The organism is Pelagibacterium sp. (assembly GCF_965249125.1).
Taxonomy (GTDB): domain Bacteria; phylum Pseudomonadota; class Alphaproteobacteria; order Rhizobiales; family Devosiaceae; genus Pelagibacterium.
This window is the reverse complement of the sequence record NZ_OZ252217.1, coordinates 2,264,839-2,280,317: the sequence shown is the minus strand read 5'-3', so window position 1 is coordinate 2,280,317 and position 15,479 is coordinate 2,264,839. Positions and strand designations below refer to the sequence as shown.

At 62.6% G+C, this 15,479-nt stretch carries 15 protein-coding genes and 2 tRNA genes; 13 read left to right on the top strand and 4 right to left on the bottom strand.

Features of this window, described 5'->3' with window-relative positions; genetic code table 11:
* Positions 1 to 9: 9 nt before the first annotated feature.
* The gene (locus ACP148_RS11175) at positions 10 to 828 is read left to right on the top strand and encodes a DUF1499 domain-containing protein (protein ID WP_421952461.1); all 819 of its coding nucleotides are present in this window, start codon (positions 10 to 12) and stop codon (positions 826 to 828) included.
* Here ACP148_RS11175 and ACP148_RS11170 read toward each other — a convergent pair.
* Positions 796 to 1,716, bottom strand: a complete 921-nt coding sequence (locus ACP148_RS11170; protein ID WP_425033503.1) for an MBL fold metallo-hydrolase — start codon at positions 1,714 to 1,716, stop codon at positions 796 to 798. The two genes, ACP148_RS11175 and ACP148_RS11170, sit on opposite strands and share 33 nt — an antisense overlap.
* A 67-nt stretch (positions 1,717 to 1,783) precedes the next feature.
* On the opposite strand from ACP148_RS11170, the gene ACP148_RS11165 reads away from it, so the two are divergent.
* The 3 genes from ACP148_RS11165 to ACP148_RS11155 all read left to right on the top strand — a co-directional run bounded on the left by ACP148_RS11165 (position 1,784) and on the right by ACP148_RS11155 (position 4,014).
* On the top strand, positions 1,784 to 2,398 hold the full coding sequence (locus tag ACP148_RS11165; RefSeq protein WP_421952459.1) for a biotin transporter BioY: 615 nt from the start codon (positions 1,784 to 1,786) through the stop codon (positions 2,396 to 2,398).
* A gap of 117 nt (positions 2,399 to 2,515) precedes the next feature.
* Positions 2,516 to 2,680 carry a hypothetical protein gene (locus ACP148_RS11160; protein WP_421952458.1) on the top strand — a complete coding sequence of 55 codons (165 nt, stop codon included), beginning with the start codon at positions 2,516 to 2,518 and terminating at the stop codon, positions 2,678 to 2,680.
* Positions 2,680 to 4,014: an NAD(P)/FAD-dependent oxidoreductase gene (locus tag ACP148_RS11155; RefSeq protein WP_421952457.1), complete on the top strand. Its 1,335-nt coding sequence runs from the start codon at positions 2,680 to 2,682 to the stop codon at positions 4,012 to 4,014. The genes ACP148_RS11160 and ACP148_RS11155 overlap by 1 nt, the downstream gene beginning before the upstream one ends.
* 52 nt (positions 4,015 to 4,066) lie before the next feature.
* On the opposite strand, the gene ACP148_RS11150 is transcribed toward ACP148_RS11155, so the two are convergent.
* A tRNA-Pro gene (locus tag ACP148_RS11150) sits at positions 4,067 to 4,143 on the bottom strand.
* Between the two features lie 244 nt (positions 4,144 to 4,387).
* Here ACP148_RS11150 and ACP148_RS11145 point away from each other — a divergent pair.
* Positions 4,388 to 4,462 (top strand) — tRNA-Gln (locus ACP148_RS11145).
* Between the two features lie 46 nt (positions 4,463 to 4,508).
* On the opposite strand, the gene ACP148_RS11140 is transcribed toward ACP148_RS11145, so the two are convergent.
* Positions 4,509 to 5,477 (bottom strand): sugar-binding transcriptional regulator, encoded by a 969-nt coding sequence (locus tag ACP148_RS11140; protein ID WP_421952456.1) that lies wholly within the window; start codon positions 5,475 to 5,477, stop codon positions 4,509 to 4,511.
* Positions 5,478 to 5,630: 153 nt separating this feature from the next.
* Between ACP148_RS11140 and ACP148_RS11135 the strand changes: the two genes are divergently transcribed.
* From ACP148_RS11135 to ACP148_RS11105, 7 genes are read left to right on the top strand one after another with little or no spacing between them, the layout of a single operon-like run.
* Entirely contained in the window at positions 5,631 to 6,953 is a 1,323-nt protein-coding gene (locus tag ACP148_RS11135) for an extracellular solute-binding protein (RefSeq protein WP_421952455.1), read from the top strand.
* Entirely contained in the window at positions 6,940 to 7,929 is a 990-nt protein-coding gene (locus ACP148_RS11130; RefSeq protein WP_421952454.1) for an ABC transporter permease subunit, read from the top strand. The genes ACP148_RS11135 and ACP148_RS11130 overlap by 14 nt, the downstream gene beginning before the upstream one ends.
* Positions 7,930 to 7,931: 2 nt before the next feature.
* Positions 7,932 to 8,855: an ABC transporter permease subunit gene (locus ACP148_RS11125; RefSeq protein WP_421952453.1), complete on the top strand. Its 924-nt coding sequence runs from the start codon at positions 7,932 to 7,934 to the stop codon at positions 8,853 to 8,855.
* 22 nt (positions 8,856 to 8,877) lie between these two features.
* Positions 8,878 to 9,621 carry a glycerophosphodiester phosphodiesterase family protein gene (locus ACP148_RS11120; protein ID WP_421952452.1) on the top strand — a complete coding sequence of 248 codons (744 nt, stop codon included), beginning with the start codon at positions 8,878 to 8,880 and terminating at the stop codon, positions 9,619 to 9,621.
* A gap of 29 nt (positions 9,622 to 9,650) precedes the next feature.
* Positions 9,651 to 11,180, top strand: a complete 1,530-nt coding sequence (locus tag ACP148_RS11115; protein ID WP_421952451.1) for an alkaline phosphatase D family protein — start codon at positions 9,651 to 9,653, stop codon at positions 11,178 to 11,180.
* Positions 11,177 to 11,857, top strand: coding sequence for an HAD family hydrolase (locus ACP148_RS11110; RefSeq protein ID WP_421952450.1), 681 nt, complete (start codon positions 11,177 to 11,179; stop codon positions 11,855 to 11,857). Before ACP148_RS11115 ends, ACP148_RS11110 begins: the two co-directional genes overlap by 4 nt.
* Positions 11,858 to 11,876: 19 nt before the next feature.
* Complete coding sequence (locus ACP148_RS11105; protein WP_421952449.1) at positions 11,877 to 12,929, top strand: ABC transporter ATP-binding protein; 1,053 nt, start codon at positions 11,877 to 11,879, stop codon at positions 12,927 to 12,929.
* A 12-nt stretch (positions 12,930 to 12,941) separates the two neighbouring features.
* Here ACP148_RS11105 and ACP148_RS11100 read toward each other — a convergent pair whose 3' ends face one another.
* On the bottom strand, positions 12,942 to 13,373 hold the full coding sequence (locus ACP148_RS11100; RefSeq protein ID WP_421952448.1) for a MarR family winged helix-turn-helix transcriptional regulator: 432 nt from the start codon (positions 13,371 to 13,373) through the stop codon (positions 12,942 to 12,944).
* A 139-nt stretch (positions 13,374 to 13,512) separates the two neighbouring features.
* On the opposite strand from ACP148_RS11100, the gene ACP148_RS11095 reads away from it, so the two are divergent.
* Positions 13,513 to 15,417 (top strand): FAD-binding monooxygenase, encoded by a 1,905-nt coding sequence (locus tag ACP148_RS11095; RefSeq protein WP_421952447.1) that lies wholly within the window; start codon positions 13,513 to 13,515, stop codon positions 15,415 to 15,417.
* Positions 15,418 to 15,479 lie beyond the last annotated feature (62 nt).

Sequence of the window (15,479 nt, the reverse complement as noted above, 5' to 3'; positions counted from 1 at the left end):
CGACCCTGAATGCGCATCCTTGTCCGTACCTCGAAACTGGCGATCTGGGCGCGACGGCTGGCCCTGTTTGCCGCCGCTCTGATTCTCATTTCAACCGGCCTGCATTTTTTCGGCCAGATCGCCGCCGATGTCTTTGAAATCAGCCTGGCGATCGGCACGATCAGCGCCGCTGCTGCATTTCTGATCGGCATTGCCGCCTATATCCGGCTCTGGTTCACCGGCGACCGGGGCTGGGGCCCGGCCAGCGTGGGATTTGTGCTTGGCCTTGCGTGTCTGGCTCCGGCCGGCATTGCCCTGGCTCTGAGCGAAATCTATCCCTCGACGGCCGATGTCACGACCGCGCTGGTCGATCCTCCGCAACTGCTCGACGCGCGCCCCAACGATCCCGATATCGATTCGGAAACGGTGCTTGCCTCCTTTCCCAATCTTATCACCCGCGCCTATCAGATCCCGCCCGAGGTGCTCTTTACCCTCGGGGAAACGCTGGCCCGCGCCAATGGCTGGGAAATCCTGGCCGCAACGCCCCCCACACAAACCAGCACCGGCCAGCTCAATGCGTTGCGCCACTCGCTGTTGGGGTTTGAAAACGAGATCGCCTTTCGCGTTTCGCCAAACCCCATCGGCGCGCTGATCGATCTTCGCGCCGCCTCGCTCAATCCGGTCTATCACGACCTCGGAGACAATGGCCGGGCCATCGAGGCGTTCCTGCTCGCGCTCGATGACAGGGTTTCGACCTATATCCAGGACAACATGGTCCAGGCTGTGCCCGCGGAGCCCCCGGTGCCCCACTCCGATCTACCCCCGAGCCAGGAGCCGCACGCCCAATAGCGTGCGCCGCAGCTCGATTTCCCCGCGCGCCGCAAGATATTCGGCGTGCGAGAGCAGCGTCTGCTTGCCCGCCAGCGCAAATTTTCCCGCCAGGTCCGGGTAGATTGCCCGCGCCGCCGCCGAAAGCGTCGTCTCCCCGCGCCCTACCACCTCGAGCAGTTGGCTATTCCGCATCAGCCGGTGCGCCTTGAGTGCCAGGGCAAAGGTCCGCCCATCGCCAATCTCGCCCCCGTGCGCCGGCAGATAGCGGCTCTGGGGCAGGGCGACGACCTTGTCGAGCGAAGCCAGATAGTCGCCAAGATCGCCATCGGGCGTTGCCACCACTGTGGAATTCCAGCCCATGACGTGATCGCCCATGAGCACGAAATCGCTGCCCTCAACTGCGAATGCGAGGTGGTTGGCGCAATGGCCCGGCGTCGCCACGACGCCAAGCACCAGCCCGTCGATCTCGACCCGCTCCCCATCGGTCAGCGCCCTGTCGGGCCTGAGCCTGAAGTCGCCTGACCGCCCGAAGGGATTGAACTCGAAAAGCTTGAGCGGTCGCGAGAGCCTGTGCGGTCCGTTCGACCACAGCGGCGCGCCCGTTTCTGCCATGAGCCTGCGGGCCAGCCCGCTGTGGTCGCGGTGGGTGTGGGTCAGAATCACCGCCACCACCTTGCGCCCTCCGATACCGGCAAGCAGGGCCCGCAGATGGGCGTCATCGTCCGGGCCGGGATCGAGTACGGCGATTTGACCGCTCCCGATCAGAAAACTGTTGGTGCCGGTGAATGTATAGGCGCTGGCATTGGGTGCGGTGATCCGCGCGATGCCGGGTGCCACCTCAACAAGTTCGCCAGTTCGAGGCTCGAATGCGCGATCATAGGATGGGGAGGGCAAACTTGCAGCCATTGCGCGCCGTGCCATGTATGGTTAGAACGTTGGTCTCTGCTTCGGCTTTAACCCAAAGGGACAAGTTATGGCCACGACTTTAGCCACTTCCAACACGCTTCTCGGTCTTTACCAGCCCAAATCGCAGGCTGCGCGCATTGCTTCGGCAATTGCCGTCGCATTCCTGGGCTCACTGCTCATCACCATGGCGGCCAAGGTCAACGTGCCGGTCTGGCCGGTGCCGGTCACGCTCCAGTCCATGGCCATCGCGATGATCGCCGGAGCGTTCGGCTTCCGCATGGCCACCGCCACTGTGGGCCTCTATCTCGCGCAGGGCGCTGCGGGCATCCCGGTTTTTGCCGGCGCCTTTGCGGGCTTGCCCTACCTTCTCGGCCCCACCGGCGGCTTTCTTATCGGCTTTATTGTCATGGCCGCCATTATCGGCTGGCTGGCCGATCGCGGCGCCATGCGCAATGTCTTTACAGGCTTTTCCGCCATGCTGGCGGGCAATGTCGTGATGTTCGTGCTTGGGTTTGTCTGGCTTTTGACCATGGCTGGCCAGGCCGCATGGATCGATCAGTCAAATGCGCTCGTTTCCGCCTTCCAGGGCGCCGTTCAGCCCTTCATCGTCTGGGACATCGTCAAGATGGCCTTTGCTGCGCTGACGGTGGCGGGCGGCTGGTCGCTGCTCCAGCGCAAATAAGCGCTTCGCACCTGATAAAATCGCAAGGGGCCGGTCGGTTGACCGGCCCTTTGTTTTTGCAACCCTCGCGAGCGGCAGGCGTTCTGTCATGGGGTTTCCCTTTCAAAGGAGAACGAAATGGAATCCTTTCCCTGGCTGTTCGCCGTCCTGGGCGGAGCCGTCATTCTCGCCCTTGTCATCGCCTATGGCGTAATCAGGTCGTCAAAAGCCACGCCGCGCCAGAAAGAGGCTGCCGAACGCGGTGCCCATGACCTCTACCACAAGGACGAAAGCAAGGACTGATGGCAGACAAGGAGCGCGTCGTTATCGTGGGCGCGGGTTTCGGCGGTTTGAGCGCGGCCAAAACCCTCGCACGGGCCGGTGTTCCGTTCACCATCATCGACAAGCGCAACCACCACCTTTTCCAGCCCTTGCTCTATCAGGTGGCCACCGCCGCGCTTTCGCCCGCCGAAATCGCCGTCCCCATCCGCGCAGTGCTCGCTCCGGGCAAGGGCGGCTCCATCGAAATCCTCATGGAGGAAGTCGAGGATATCGATACCGGGCGCCGCATCGTAAAGGCTGTGGGCGGCGATGAAATCGCCTACAGCCAGTTGATTTTGGCAACAGGGTCCTCGTTCACCTATTTCGGCAAGGAGGATGAGTGGCGGACCTTTGCCCCGGCGCTCAAATCGATCGACGACGCGCTCAACATCCGCCGCCGCGTCCTTCTTGCCTTCGAGCGCGCCGAAACGACCGATAATGCCGAACTGCGCAAGCGCCTGATGACCTTCGTCGTCATCGGCGGTGGCCCAACCGGCGTCGAAACCGCGGGCGCCCTTGCCGACCTGGCCAAGGCGACCCTGGCCAGGGATTTCACCAATATCGACCCCCGCGATACCCGCGTCGTGCTGGTCGAAGCCGTCGATACCCTGCTCAACGCCTATCCCGCCCACCTTGGCGCCTATACCGAGCGCAAACTGGCCGATCTCGGCGTCGAGGTTCACACAAATTCCGCCGTTGAGCGCATCGACGAAAACGGCGTCCTGGCTGGTGACGATTTCATCGAAACCTCCAACATCTTCTGGTGCGCCGGCGTTAAGGCAACCCCCGTCGGCAAATGGCTGGGTCTGAAAACCAATAAGAACGGCACCGTCCCCGTTGCCCCCGATCTCACCGTCCCCGGTATGCCCGGCATCTTCGTCATCGGCGACGCCGCCTCGCTTGCCGGCGAAGACGGCAAACCGCTTCCAGCCCTGGCCCCGGTCGCCAAGCAGCAGGGCCAGTATGTCGCCGAGGCCATAATCCGCGCGCAACAGGGTCAGGGCCCGCAGGGCCCGTTCCGCTACCGCGACTGGGGCACCATGGCGACCATCGGTCGCTCGGCAGCGGTGGGCAAATTCGGCAAGCTCGAAGTCAAGGGCTTCCCCGCATGGATGCTCTGGGGCGCCGTCCACATCGCCTATCTCGTGGGCTTTCGCAACCGTATCAACGTTCTGGTCAATTGGCTCTGGCACTGGCTGACCTACGCCAAGGGCGCCCGCCTGATAACCGGCCCCGACCAGTCCGCCACCCGCGCCCTCGACAGCCCCGAAGCGGTCGACGAAGAACTCGACAAAACCGCCAACGCGGTCGATTGAGCAAGCTCTCGGCCAAAGGAAAAGCCGGAGGCTCTGGAGCCCCCGGCTTTATTGGTCGGAGTAGGGTGATTCGAACACCCGACCCCCTCGTCCCGAACGAGGTGCGCTACCAGGCTGCGCTATACTCCGATAGGTCTGTTCTGGCCCTTTGCCTGTCCGGCAGGGCCGGGCCAGCAACGATTGGGCGCCTTATATAATGCGCCCGACGCCTGTTCAAGCCTGTTCGCGCCCGCCCGGCCAGCAAATTTCGCTGCCGATTCACCGCGCCACAGGGGTTCTGTTACAACCCCGTGCAATTTTCACATCTGATGCAAAACCCATGCGCCACAGGTGTTGCGGGTGCTGTGCAAACGGTGTAGGAACCAACGCGCCTTGGGGCGTCGCCAAGTGGTAAGGCATCGGTTTTTGGTATCGACATTCGCAGGTTCGAATCCTGCCGCCCCAGCCAGCATCCTCACACATTCCCGACTCGCGAGCGCCCCTCGTCGATACGCCTAAACCGCCCGCCGGTCGCGTGGTGCCTCATCGTCCAGAAGCTGTGCTGCGCAATCCGCATCGGTGATCACCACATTGACATGCCCGGCGGCGACCACAGCGCGCATGATGGCGTGCTTGTGCTGCCCGCCCGAGGCAACGATGCGGGTGGGAATTTTGCTGAAATCCTCTAGCTCGGGCGCCATGACCTGGCGGTTGAGGGGGTGGTCGATCTGCCGCCCTTCGCTATCGACATAACGCCCGATCACATCGCCCACAGCTCCGGCCACAATCAGATCGTGGGGTGCTACCCCTTCGGGCAGCCCGTAGCGGACCTGAAGCGAGCGGCCCGAGACGTCGCCGACGCTCACCAGCCCCACATCGGCACTGCGGACTGCCTCGAGTGCCTTGCGAAAGCTGCTCTGGGCAAAAATGGCCTCGCGGGCTTCGGCGCTGTCCATATAGATCGGCGCGACCAGGTAATTGCCGCTGGCCCCGAAACGCTCGGCAAAGCTGCGCACGATCTCGAAGGTGTTGATCTCGGTGCCGTGGGTCAGCCCGCCCATGATCGAATAGACTTCGAGCTCCTCGAAATTCTGCGGTCGGGCCGACATTATGGTCTCGCGCAGGGTGGTGCCCCAGCCCAGTCCGATGGTGTGCGGCTTACGGGCATTGATCAGCCGCGTGAGATGGTCGGCGGTTGCCTTGCCCAGCACCTTGTGCACCAGCGCCGGGTCGGACGGGGAGGGCACAACGACCGCCGCTTCGAGCCCGAACCTGTTGCACAGCCGCGATTCGAGTTCGGCGCACAGGCTGAGCGGAGAGTTGAAATGCACCGAAACCAGGCCCGTTTCATGGGCCTGCGACAGCATTTCGTTGACCCGCCGGCGCGTCAGGTTCAGGCGCTCGGCGATGCCGGCCTGGGTCATGCCCTCGACATGATAATACCACGCCGCCTGAACCATCAGGTCCTCGCTCTCGTCCTGCATCGTCATCCCTCTTTGTTACATATGTCACGCGACCGTAACATATGTAACGTAACGGTATCGAGCGACCGCAAGGCGGCATGATCTCAATTGCCGCGAACGGCGAGAAATTCAACCCGTTTCATTCAGAGGCGGATCGAAACAAGGACGAGGACAATGAACACGATTTTCAGGGGCGCCGCTCTGACGGCCCTCGCGGGATCGCTTGCCGTGATGGCTCTGCCCGCTCTGGCCCAGGACAAGACGACAATCGAATGGTGGTACGCCAATGGCGGCCGCATCGAAGAGGTCATTCAGGAGATGATCGCCGATTTCAACACCGGCCAGGACGAGTACGAAGTCGTCGGTGTTCGCAAGGGCAATTACGAAGAAACCTTCGCCGCCATGATCGCTGCCTATCGCGTCGGCCAGCATCCCACCATCATCCAGGCCACCGAACGCAGCTTCCTCACCATGCTCCATTCGAACGCCGCGGTTCCGGTGAACCGGCTGATGGCCGAGCAGGGTTATGACACCGACTGGAGCGACTTCATCGCCCCGGTCTCCGATTTCTACGTCGTCGACGGCGCGCCCGCTGCCCTGCCGTTCAACTCCTCGACCGGCATCATGTGGTTTAACGCCGACCATTTCGAAGCCGCCGGGTTCGACAAGCCCGCCCAGACCTGGGACGAATTTGAAGATCAGCTCTACGCGATCAGGGACCAGGGCATCTCCGAATGCGGCATGGTGCTGAACTCCGATTTCCCCTGGAGCCTGCTCGAAGCCTATTCCACCATCAACGACTATCCTTTCGGATCCCAGGCCAACGGCTTTGGTGGGCTGGGCACCGAATATGTCTACAACACCACGCCGGTGGTTCAGCAGGTCGAGCGCCTCAAGCGCTGGATCGATGACGGGATCATCCAGCTCTCGGGCAATGGCATGTCGCCGGCTCAGCTCTTCAACTCGGGCACCTGTTCGACCTGGTCGGCCTCCACGGCCTCCCATGCCGGCGTCGAGGCCGAGGCCCAGTTCAACTGGAGCGCCACCCTCCAGCCCCATGAAGCTGGCGTCGAACCGCACAATTCCAACATCGGCGGCGCGGCCCTTTGGGTTCTCCAGGGTAAGGCCGACGAGGAGTATGCGGCTGCTGCGGCCTTCATCGATTACGTTGCCCAGCCCGAAACCCAGGCCTGGTGGAGCGAACAGACCGGCTATATCCCGGTCACCAACGCGGCCTACGAGCTGATGGCCCAACAGGGCTTCTTCGAGCAGTATCCGACCCGCGAAATCGCGTTGCTCCAGCTCACCCGCCACGAACCCACCGAAAACTCGCGCGGCATGCGGTTCGGCAATTCCAACCAGTGGTGGGCCGTTCTTCTCGAGGAACTCGAAGCGGTCTGGACCGACCGGAAATCCGCACAGGAAGCGCTGGACAGCTCGGTTGCCCGTGGCAACGAAATCCTGCGCCAGTTCGAGCAGCTCCATGCCGGCAGCTGACGTCCTCATCCCCGCAGGGGTGCCGAAAGGCACCCCTCTCTTCGGTGGCCGCCGCCTGTTCGAAAGGCTCACGCGGTCCAGCGAAGACGGCCTCAAGCGCGCGCATTTCAAGAACCACTGGATCGCCGCGGCGCTGCTCTCGCCGCAATTGATCATCCTCTTGTTCTTCTTTTTTATTCCCTCCTGGAAAGCGCTCTCGCTCGCTTTCGTCCAGGTCGATCCCTTCGGCGGCAAATCGCTGTTTGTGGGCTGGCGCAATTTCACCGAACTGTTCGCCAGCGAATCCTACCGCAACAGCGCCTGGCTGACCTTCTGGTTCACAATCGTCCAGAACATCGCCACGCTTGCGCTGGCTGGCGCCCTGGCTTTTGCCACCGACCACATCATTCGCGGCCGCTTCGCCTATCGCAGCATCCTGTTGCTGCCTTACGCCATTGCGCCGGTGATCTCGGGCGCCATTTGGGCCTATCTGTTCAATCCCACCGTCGGCCCCGTCGCCATGGGTATTCACGCCATGGGCCTGCCCTGGGACCCGAACCTGCGCTCGGGCGATGCGCTTATCCTCATCACCATTTCGGCGGTCTGGAAGCACATCTGCTACGATTACATATTCCTCGTGGCCGCCATGCTCGCCGTGCCGCAATCGCTGCGTGAGGCAGCCGCCATCGACGGCGCCGGCCAGCTCAAGCGGTTCTTCACGATCTCGCTGCCCCTCATCACCCCCACGATCATGTATCTGTTCATCATCAACATGGTCTATGGGCTGTTCGACACCTTCCCGATCATCGATGCGGTGACCAGCGGCGGCCCGGCCGGTTCGACCACAACCCTTGTCTACAAGGTCTATCAGGACGGCTTCGTCATGCTCAATCTGGGCTCGTCGGCCGCCCAGTCTGTCATCCTGATGATCCTCGCCGTCACCTTCACCGTGCTGCAGTTCCGCGCCATGGACCGCAAGGTCAACTACCAGGTTTAGCCATGATCGAGCGTAGTCCAATCCTCACCGTCGTCTGCCACGTCATCCTGATCCTCGGCGCGGTCATCGTTTGCGCGCCGCTCTACTTCGCCTTCGTGGCGGGCTCGCACACAGGGCAGGCCATCCAGCAGGTCCCCATGCCGATGGTGCCTGGGGAGATGTTCTTCGAAAACCTGGCCATTGCGTGGGAAACCGCCGATTTCGGACAGTCCTTCCTCAACACGCTGATCGTGACCACCGGCATCGTGGTGGGCAAGATCGTCCTGTCGATCCTTGCCGGCTTCGCCATCACCTATTTCAGATTTCCCTTCCGGCTGACGGCCTTCTGGCTGATCTTCATGTCGCTCATGCTGCCGGTCGAGGTGCGTATCCTGCCGACCTATGAATCCGTGGCCGACGTGGCCGGGCCGATCCGCTGGCTCATGGACATCACCGGCATCTCGTTTCTGATCGAAATGCTGACCGGATACACCGTCGATGCGCGCTTTAACTGGAATCTGGTCAACACCTATCCGGGCCTGACCCTGCCGCTGATCGCCTCGGCAACGGCGGTGTTCCTGTTCCGGCAGTTCTTCATGACCGTGCCCGAAGATCTGTGCGAGGCCGCCAAGCTCGACGGCACCACGCCCATGAAGTTCCTGCGCGATATCCTGCTGCCCCTCTCGCTGCCCAACATCGCCGCGCTGGCCATCATCCTGTTTGTCTATGGCTGGAACCAGTATCTCTGGCCCCTGCTGTTCACGACGCAAAAGGACATGATGACCGTCATCATCGCCCTCAAGGGGCTGATGCCCGGGCCAAACGATCCCGCCGCTTGGTGGAGCTACGCAATGGCAGCTTCGTTTGTCGTCATGCTCCCCCCGACCGTCGTCATTCTCGTGCTCCAGCGCTGGTTCGCCAGAGGGCTGGTGGATTCGGGCAAGTAATTCCAACCCAAAGGTTCTCAATATGACTCAGATCGTGGGCCATCGCGGTGGTCGCAATCTCTGGCCGGAAAATTCGCTCACCGGTTTTCGCAACGTGCTCGGCACCGGCGTGGATGCCGTCGAATTTGACGTGCATCTTTCCGATGCGGGCGAACTTCTGGTCATCCACGACGCCACCCTCGAACGGACGGCGGAAGGCACGGGACCGGTGCGCCTGGTCACCCCCCAACATCGCCGCGCGCTCCGCCTGAAGGACAGTAACGACACCCTGCCCACCCTGGCCGAGGTGCTCGAAGTGCTCGCCGAAGGCAATTGCCATCTCCATGTCGAGCTCAAATCCGACGAAACGGGCGCTCCTTATCCCGGTCTCCCCGAGCGGGTGGCCGCTACGCTGACCCGGTTCGGGCTGGCCGGCCAAAGCCATATGACCAGCTTCAACCCCGAAGTGCTCGACGCCTGCAAGGCCGCTGCTCCGGCCATTCCGCGCCTGTGCTCGGTCAACCACAGATCGGCGCAACCGCTCGGGCTCGAGCAAACACTGCGGGCTGCGTCCGATCGCGCCGACATCATTGCCGTGGAAAAATCCCTCCTCGCCGAACACTGGGACGGGGTTCTGGCCATCGTGCCGCTCGAGCGCCTTTGCGCCTGGGTGCCCAACACCGAAGAGGATATCGGGTTCTGGCTTGAACGCCGCACCGGTTATCTGACCTCGGACGATCCGGTACTCGCCCTGTCTGTCCGCGATCGGCTTGCCCTTTCGGCCTGATCGCCTGCACCAACTTTGTGGAGACCTTCGTGCCTTTTTTGAACCGCCGCCTTTTCCTCGGCACGGGCCTGGCCGCCGCCGCTATATGGCCAAGCCTTGGAAGCGCGCGTGCGCAGACTTTCGATACCGATCCGTTTTCTCTCGGCGTGGCGTCCGGCTGCCCGACGCCCGACGGCGTCATCTTATGGACGCGGCTGGTCTTCCCGGTCGAGGCGGTTCCGCTCGCCGATCCCTTCGCCCCGATCCCTGATGTCATCATTCCTCCCATGGACGTTTTCTGGGAGGTGGCCGAGGACGAAGCGTTTTCGAGGCCGGTTCGCTCCGGCATCTATCGGGCGGTTCACGATTGGGGCCATTCGGTGCATGTGGCGGTGACCGGGCTTAAGGCCGACCGCTGGTATTTCTATCGCTTTCGCTGCGGCAATGCCGAAAGCCGGATCGGTCGCACCCGCACCGCGCCCCCGATTGACGCCACCAATGATCGTTTCACCTTCGCCTTTGCCTCATGCCAGCAATATGAGCAGGGCTATTACAGCGCCTATCGCGACATGGCCGAACGCGATCTCGATCTGGTCGTCCACCTGGGCGATTATATCTACGAGGTCAGCTACGGCACCCATCTGGTACGCCGGCACGGCAATGGCTGGCCGCCAACCCTTCTGGGCGAATACCGGGAACGCCATGCCCAGTACAAATCCGATCCCGACCTTCAGGCCGCCCACGCCAATTTCCCCTGGCTGGCCGTGTGGGACGACCATGAGGTCATCAACAATTACGCCGATGACGACGCCCCCAATGTCATCGGAGGCGAAAAATTCCTGCGCCAGCGGGCTGCGGCCTATCAGGCCTGGTACGAGCATATGCCCGTTCCACCCATCGCCGGCCGCGATTTTTCCAGTTTCAGAATCTATGGCCGGCATGGGTTCGGGCAGTTGCTCGATATCGCCATGCTCGACACCCGCCAATACCGCTCGGCACCGCTCGAAGGATCCGACGATGCGCCAGAACGCACAATGCTTGGTGACGCGCAGGAAGCCTGGTTCGATGCAACCCTTGAGGCCTCAAAGGCCAAATGGACGATCATCGCCCAGCAGACGCTCCTCTCCGAACGCGACACAAAGGCGGGCGACGCGACAGGCTACAATCTCGATGGCTGGGACGGATACCGCTCGGCCCGGACCCGGCTGCTGGATTCGGTGCGCGCCGCGGGCACGGCCAATCCACTGGTCATCGGCGGCGATCTGCATGCGTTTTACGCCGCCGACGTCAAAGAGGATTTCGCAAACCCTGACGGTCCCACCCTCGCCACCGAGTTTGTGACCGGTTCCATCACCTCCGATGGGCCGTCCCAGGCAAGCATCGCGACGGCGCTCGCCGAAAACCCGCACCTCAAATTCGCCAGCGGCAGCGAGCATGGCTACGCCATTCTCTCGCTCTCCGCGCTAAAGGCTCAGGCCGATTTCATCGCCGTGTCCGACCGCAAGGACCCCAATGCCAGCGCCGCGATCTTCCAGAGCTTTGCCGTGCTGGACGGCATGGCCGGAGTGAACCGCCTATGACCCGGCCACTCGATCTCGTCATTTTCGATTGCGACGGCGTGCTCATCGACAGCGAGCCGATCGCCAGCCGCACCCTGGCCCACTCCCTGAGCGCCGCCGGTCTTTCTATGACCGCCGAAGAGGCCCATCGCACCTTCACCGGCAAGTCCGAAAGCGATATGCGCTTTTATTTCGAGGCGGCCGGCATCGGCGCGATCGATACGCTGTTTTCGAACTGGCATTCCGATGTGTATGCGGCGTTTGCGAGGGAATTGCAGGCCATGGCCGGTATAGAGCCGCTGCTGCGGGCCCTCGATGTCCCCAAATGCGTTGCCTCCAACAGCACCATGGCCCGGCTCGAAAGGAGCCTCGGTCTGCTTGAGCTATGGGACATCTTCGCGCCCCATATTTTCAGTGCGGAAATGGTGGCACGGCCCAAACCGGCGCCAGATCTGGTCCTCCATTGTCTCGCAGCGTTCGGCGCGCGCCCCGAACGCTCCATCATGATCGATGACAGCCACCACGGCATCCAGGCCGCCCGCGCCGCCGGGGTCAAGGCCATCGGTTTTGTCGACCCCAACGACCCGCGCCCTGACCGGCGTGAAGTGCTGCTTGCCGCCGGTGCCGCCGGCGTGGCCGTGGGCGCCAAAGACCTGGCCGCGCTGATCATCGCCGATCTGGCGCCCTCAATCCTCTAGAGACGGGAACTGCAAAAAAATGTCGAGCATTGCAATCAACGAGGCCTGTAAAGTCTATTCGGGCAATGTCACGGCCCTGCACAGCATCGACCTCGCCGTCGAGCCGGGCGAACTCATGGTCCTGGTCGGCCCGTCCGGCTGCGGAAAATCGACGCTGCTGCGCATGATCGCCGGCCTTGAAACCATCACCAGTGGAACCATCGCCATCGACGGGCGCGTGGTCAACACAGTCGAACCTGCGGCCCGCGACATTGCCATGGTGTTCCAGAACTATGCGCTCTATCCCCATATGTCGGTGCGCGGCAATCTCGAATATGGCCTCAAAAACCGCGGCGTCGGCAAGCAGGACCGCCAGGCTCTCGTCGCCGAAGCCGCCCGCATCCTCGAACTCGAACCCTATCTCGAGCGCCGCCCGGCAGCGCTTTCGGGCGGACAGCGCCAGCGTGTCGCCATGGGGCGCGCCATCGTCCGCAAGCCCCGCGCCTTCCTGTTTGACGAGCCCCTGTCCAATCTCGATGCCAAGCTGCGCGGCCAGATGCGCGTCGAGATCCGCCGGCTGCAAAAAACGCTCGATACCACGGCGATCTACGTCACCCACGACCAGCTCGAAGCCATGACCCTGGCCGATCGCCTCGTCGTCATGAAGGCTGGAAAAATCGAGCAGGTCGGAACGCCCACCGAACTCTATGAGCGGCCCCGCACGACCTTCGTCGCCCGCTTCATCGGCTCGCCCGGCATGAATTTGCTGGAGTCGACGGCCCTTGCGGCCCAAGGGGTTGATCTGCCCGACACGGTCCCACAGTCGGGGTGCACAATCGGCATACGCCCCGAGGATATCGTTCTGGGCGACGACCCCCGTCCGGCTCTATCGCTGGCCGGACGGATCGAGGCCGTGGAAATCCTCGGCAAGGAATCGCTGGTCTATATTGCCGTGGCCGGGGTCGATGAACCGGTGACGGTCAGGGCTGCCGGAGGGCGGTGGCAGCCCGCTTCAGCCGTAACGCTCAGCTTGCCGCTCGAGCACCTTCATCTGTTCCATGCCCGGACCGGCCAGAGGCTGGCCATCTCCTGAACCGCGATTGGCTCACTCGGCCAGATCCGGACCCAGCGCTTTTCGGGCCATGGCAAGAAAGCTCGCCCGCTCGCTGGCGCTCAGATTGGCCACAATGTCGTCCTGAAGCGCTTCGACGACGGGCGTCATCGCCGCAACGACAGCGCGCCCCTCATCGGTCAGCCGCACCTCGCGGGCCCGGCGATCACGCGCGCTGATCTCGCGGCTGACCAGTCCCTTGCGCTCCAGCCGGTCGACCACGCCGCCGATCGTTGCCCTGTCATAGGCAATGAGCGTCGAAAGCCGGGCCTGGTCGATCCCCGGATGCGCCCGGAGCGCGTCGAGCGCGGCAAACTGCACAGAGGTCAGATCAAATCCCGCCGCACGCGTCTTTTCCAGAAACACCTGCGTCGAAAACTGGTGAAGGCGCCTGATAAGATGCCCCGCCATCGCTGTGGTCCGCATAGCGCCTCTCTCATTCCCGGCGATTGGCAATTCAGTACAGCAACCGAAATGGCATGTACACATATCGGTTTGACATTTAGTACGTATACATATTATATTGATGCTTATCAAATGCGATACGACCCGGGAGGGGGTTATCATGCAGTTTCATCTCAACGGATTCCGGCCCGGCGACCCCGAGCTGCACGACGCGGCGACACCGCGCCGCTACAATGACCGGGTCGATGTTCTGATTGTGGGGAGCGGTCCCGCCGGGCTGACCCTGGCAGCCCAGCTCGCAATGTTTCCCGAAATCAGCACCCGCCTCGTCGAGCAGAAATCGGGGCCCATGGAACGCGGGCAGGCCGACGGCATATCGTGCCGGTCGATGGAAATGTTCAACGCCTTCGGCTTTGCCGACAGGGTGATGAAGGAAGGGTACTGGGTCAACGAAACCACCTTCTGGCGTCCCGATCCCGCCGTGCCCGGCAAGGTGATCCGCAATGGCCGGGTGGACGATGTCGAGGAGGGGCTTTCCGAAATGCCCCATATGATCCTCAACCAGGCCCGCGTGCACGACATGTATCTCGACGCCATGGCCAAATCACCAACGCGCCTGCGCCCCGATTACAGCCGCAAGCTCGTTGACCTGATCGTTGACCCCGACGCCGCCGACTACCCCGTCACCGTAACGCTAGAGCGCACCGACGCCGGTCATGAAGGCGAAATCGAAACAGTGCGCGCCCGATATGTCGTGGGCTGCGATGGCGCCCGAAGCGCCGTGCGCAAGGCCATCGGGCTTCAGCTCAAGGGCGATTCCGCCAACAAGGCCTGGGGCGTCATGGATGTGCTTGCTTTGACCGATTTCCCCGACGTCCGGTTCAAATCGCTCATCCAGTCGTCCGAGCATGGCAGCGTCATGATCATCCCGCGCGAGGGCGGGTATCTGGCGCGCCTCTATATCGAGATGGACAAGCTTGGCGAAGACGAGAGGGTGTCCCAGCGCAACATCACGCTCGAAGACCTGGTTGGCCGCGCCCGGCGCGTGCTCCACCCTTACAAATTCGAGGTCAGGGATGTCGCATGGTGGTCGGTCTATGAGATCGGCCAGCGCCTCACCGACAGGTTCGATGATGTCCCCGAGGCCGAAATCGGCACGCGCACCCCGCGCGTCTTTATCGCCGGCGATGCGTGCCACACCCACAGCCCGAAGGCGGGGCAGGGCATGAACGTGTCGATGGGCGATGGCTTCAACCTTGGCTGGAAACTTGTCACCGTGCTCAGTGGCCGTGCCGCGCCTTCGCTTCTCCAAAGCTATTCGGCCGAGCGACGGGCCGTCGCCCAGGACCTTATCGATTTCGACAGGGAATGGTCGCGCATCATCAGCGAGCGCCCCTCGCAGGCCGATGGACAGAACTCGGACGTTCCCCAGTTCCAACGCTATTTCATCGAGCACGGACGCTATACCGCTGGCATGTCGGTCACCTACAAGCCATCAGATTTGATCGGCAGCGACCGTCACCAGGACCTGGCCAAAGGGTTTGCCATCGGCACCCGTCTTCATTCGGCCCCGGTCATCCGTCTGGGCGACGCCAAGCCCGTCCATCTCGGCCATACCATCTCAATCGACGCCCGCTGGACGCTTTATGCCTTTGCCGGTGCCAACGATCGCGGCGCGCCGGATGGCCCGATCGCCAAGCTTTGCGCGTTCCTTTCAGAAGATGCCAGGAGCCCGGTGCTCCGGTTCACGCCGCAAGGGGACGATGTTGACGCCGTGCTCGATCTGCGCGCCGTGTTTCAGGACAGCCATCGCGACTTGATGCTCGATCGGATGCCCGGCCTGCTCCTGCCCAGAAAGGGCCGGTTCTCACTCATCGATTACGAAAAGATATTCTGCGCGCCGCTCAAGGCGGGGCCCGACATTTACGACCAGCGCGGCATAGACCGAGCGGCGGGCGCACTGGTGATCGTCAGGCCGGACCAGTACGTCGCCCACGTTCTGCCGCTCAACGCCCACGATGAGCTCGCCGATTTCTTCGCGGGCTTTCTCCTGCCGGCGCGCTGATGCGGTCTTTTCCGTAGCAGTTGAAACAAGGACTTAGTGGACTTTCGCGATTCAACGAAAAG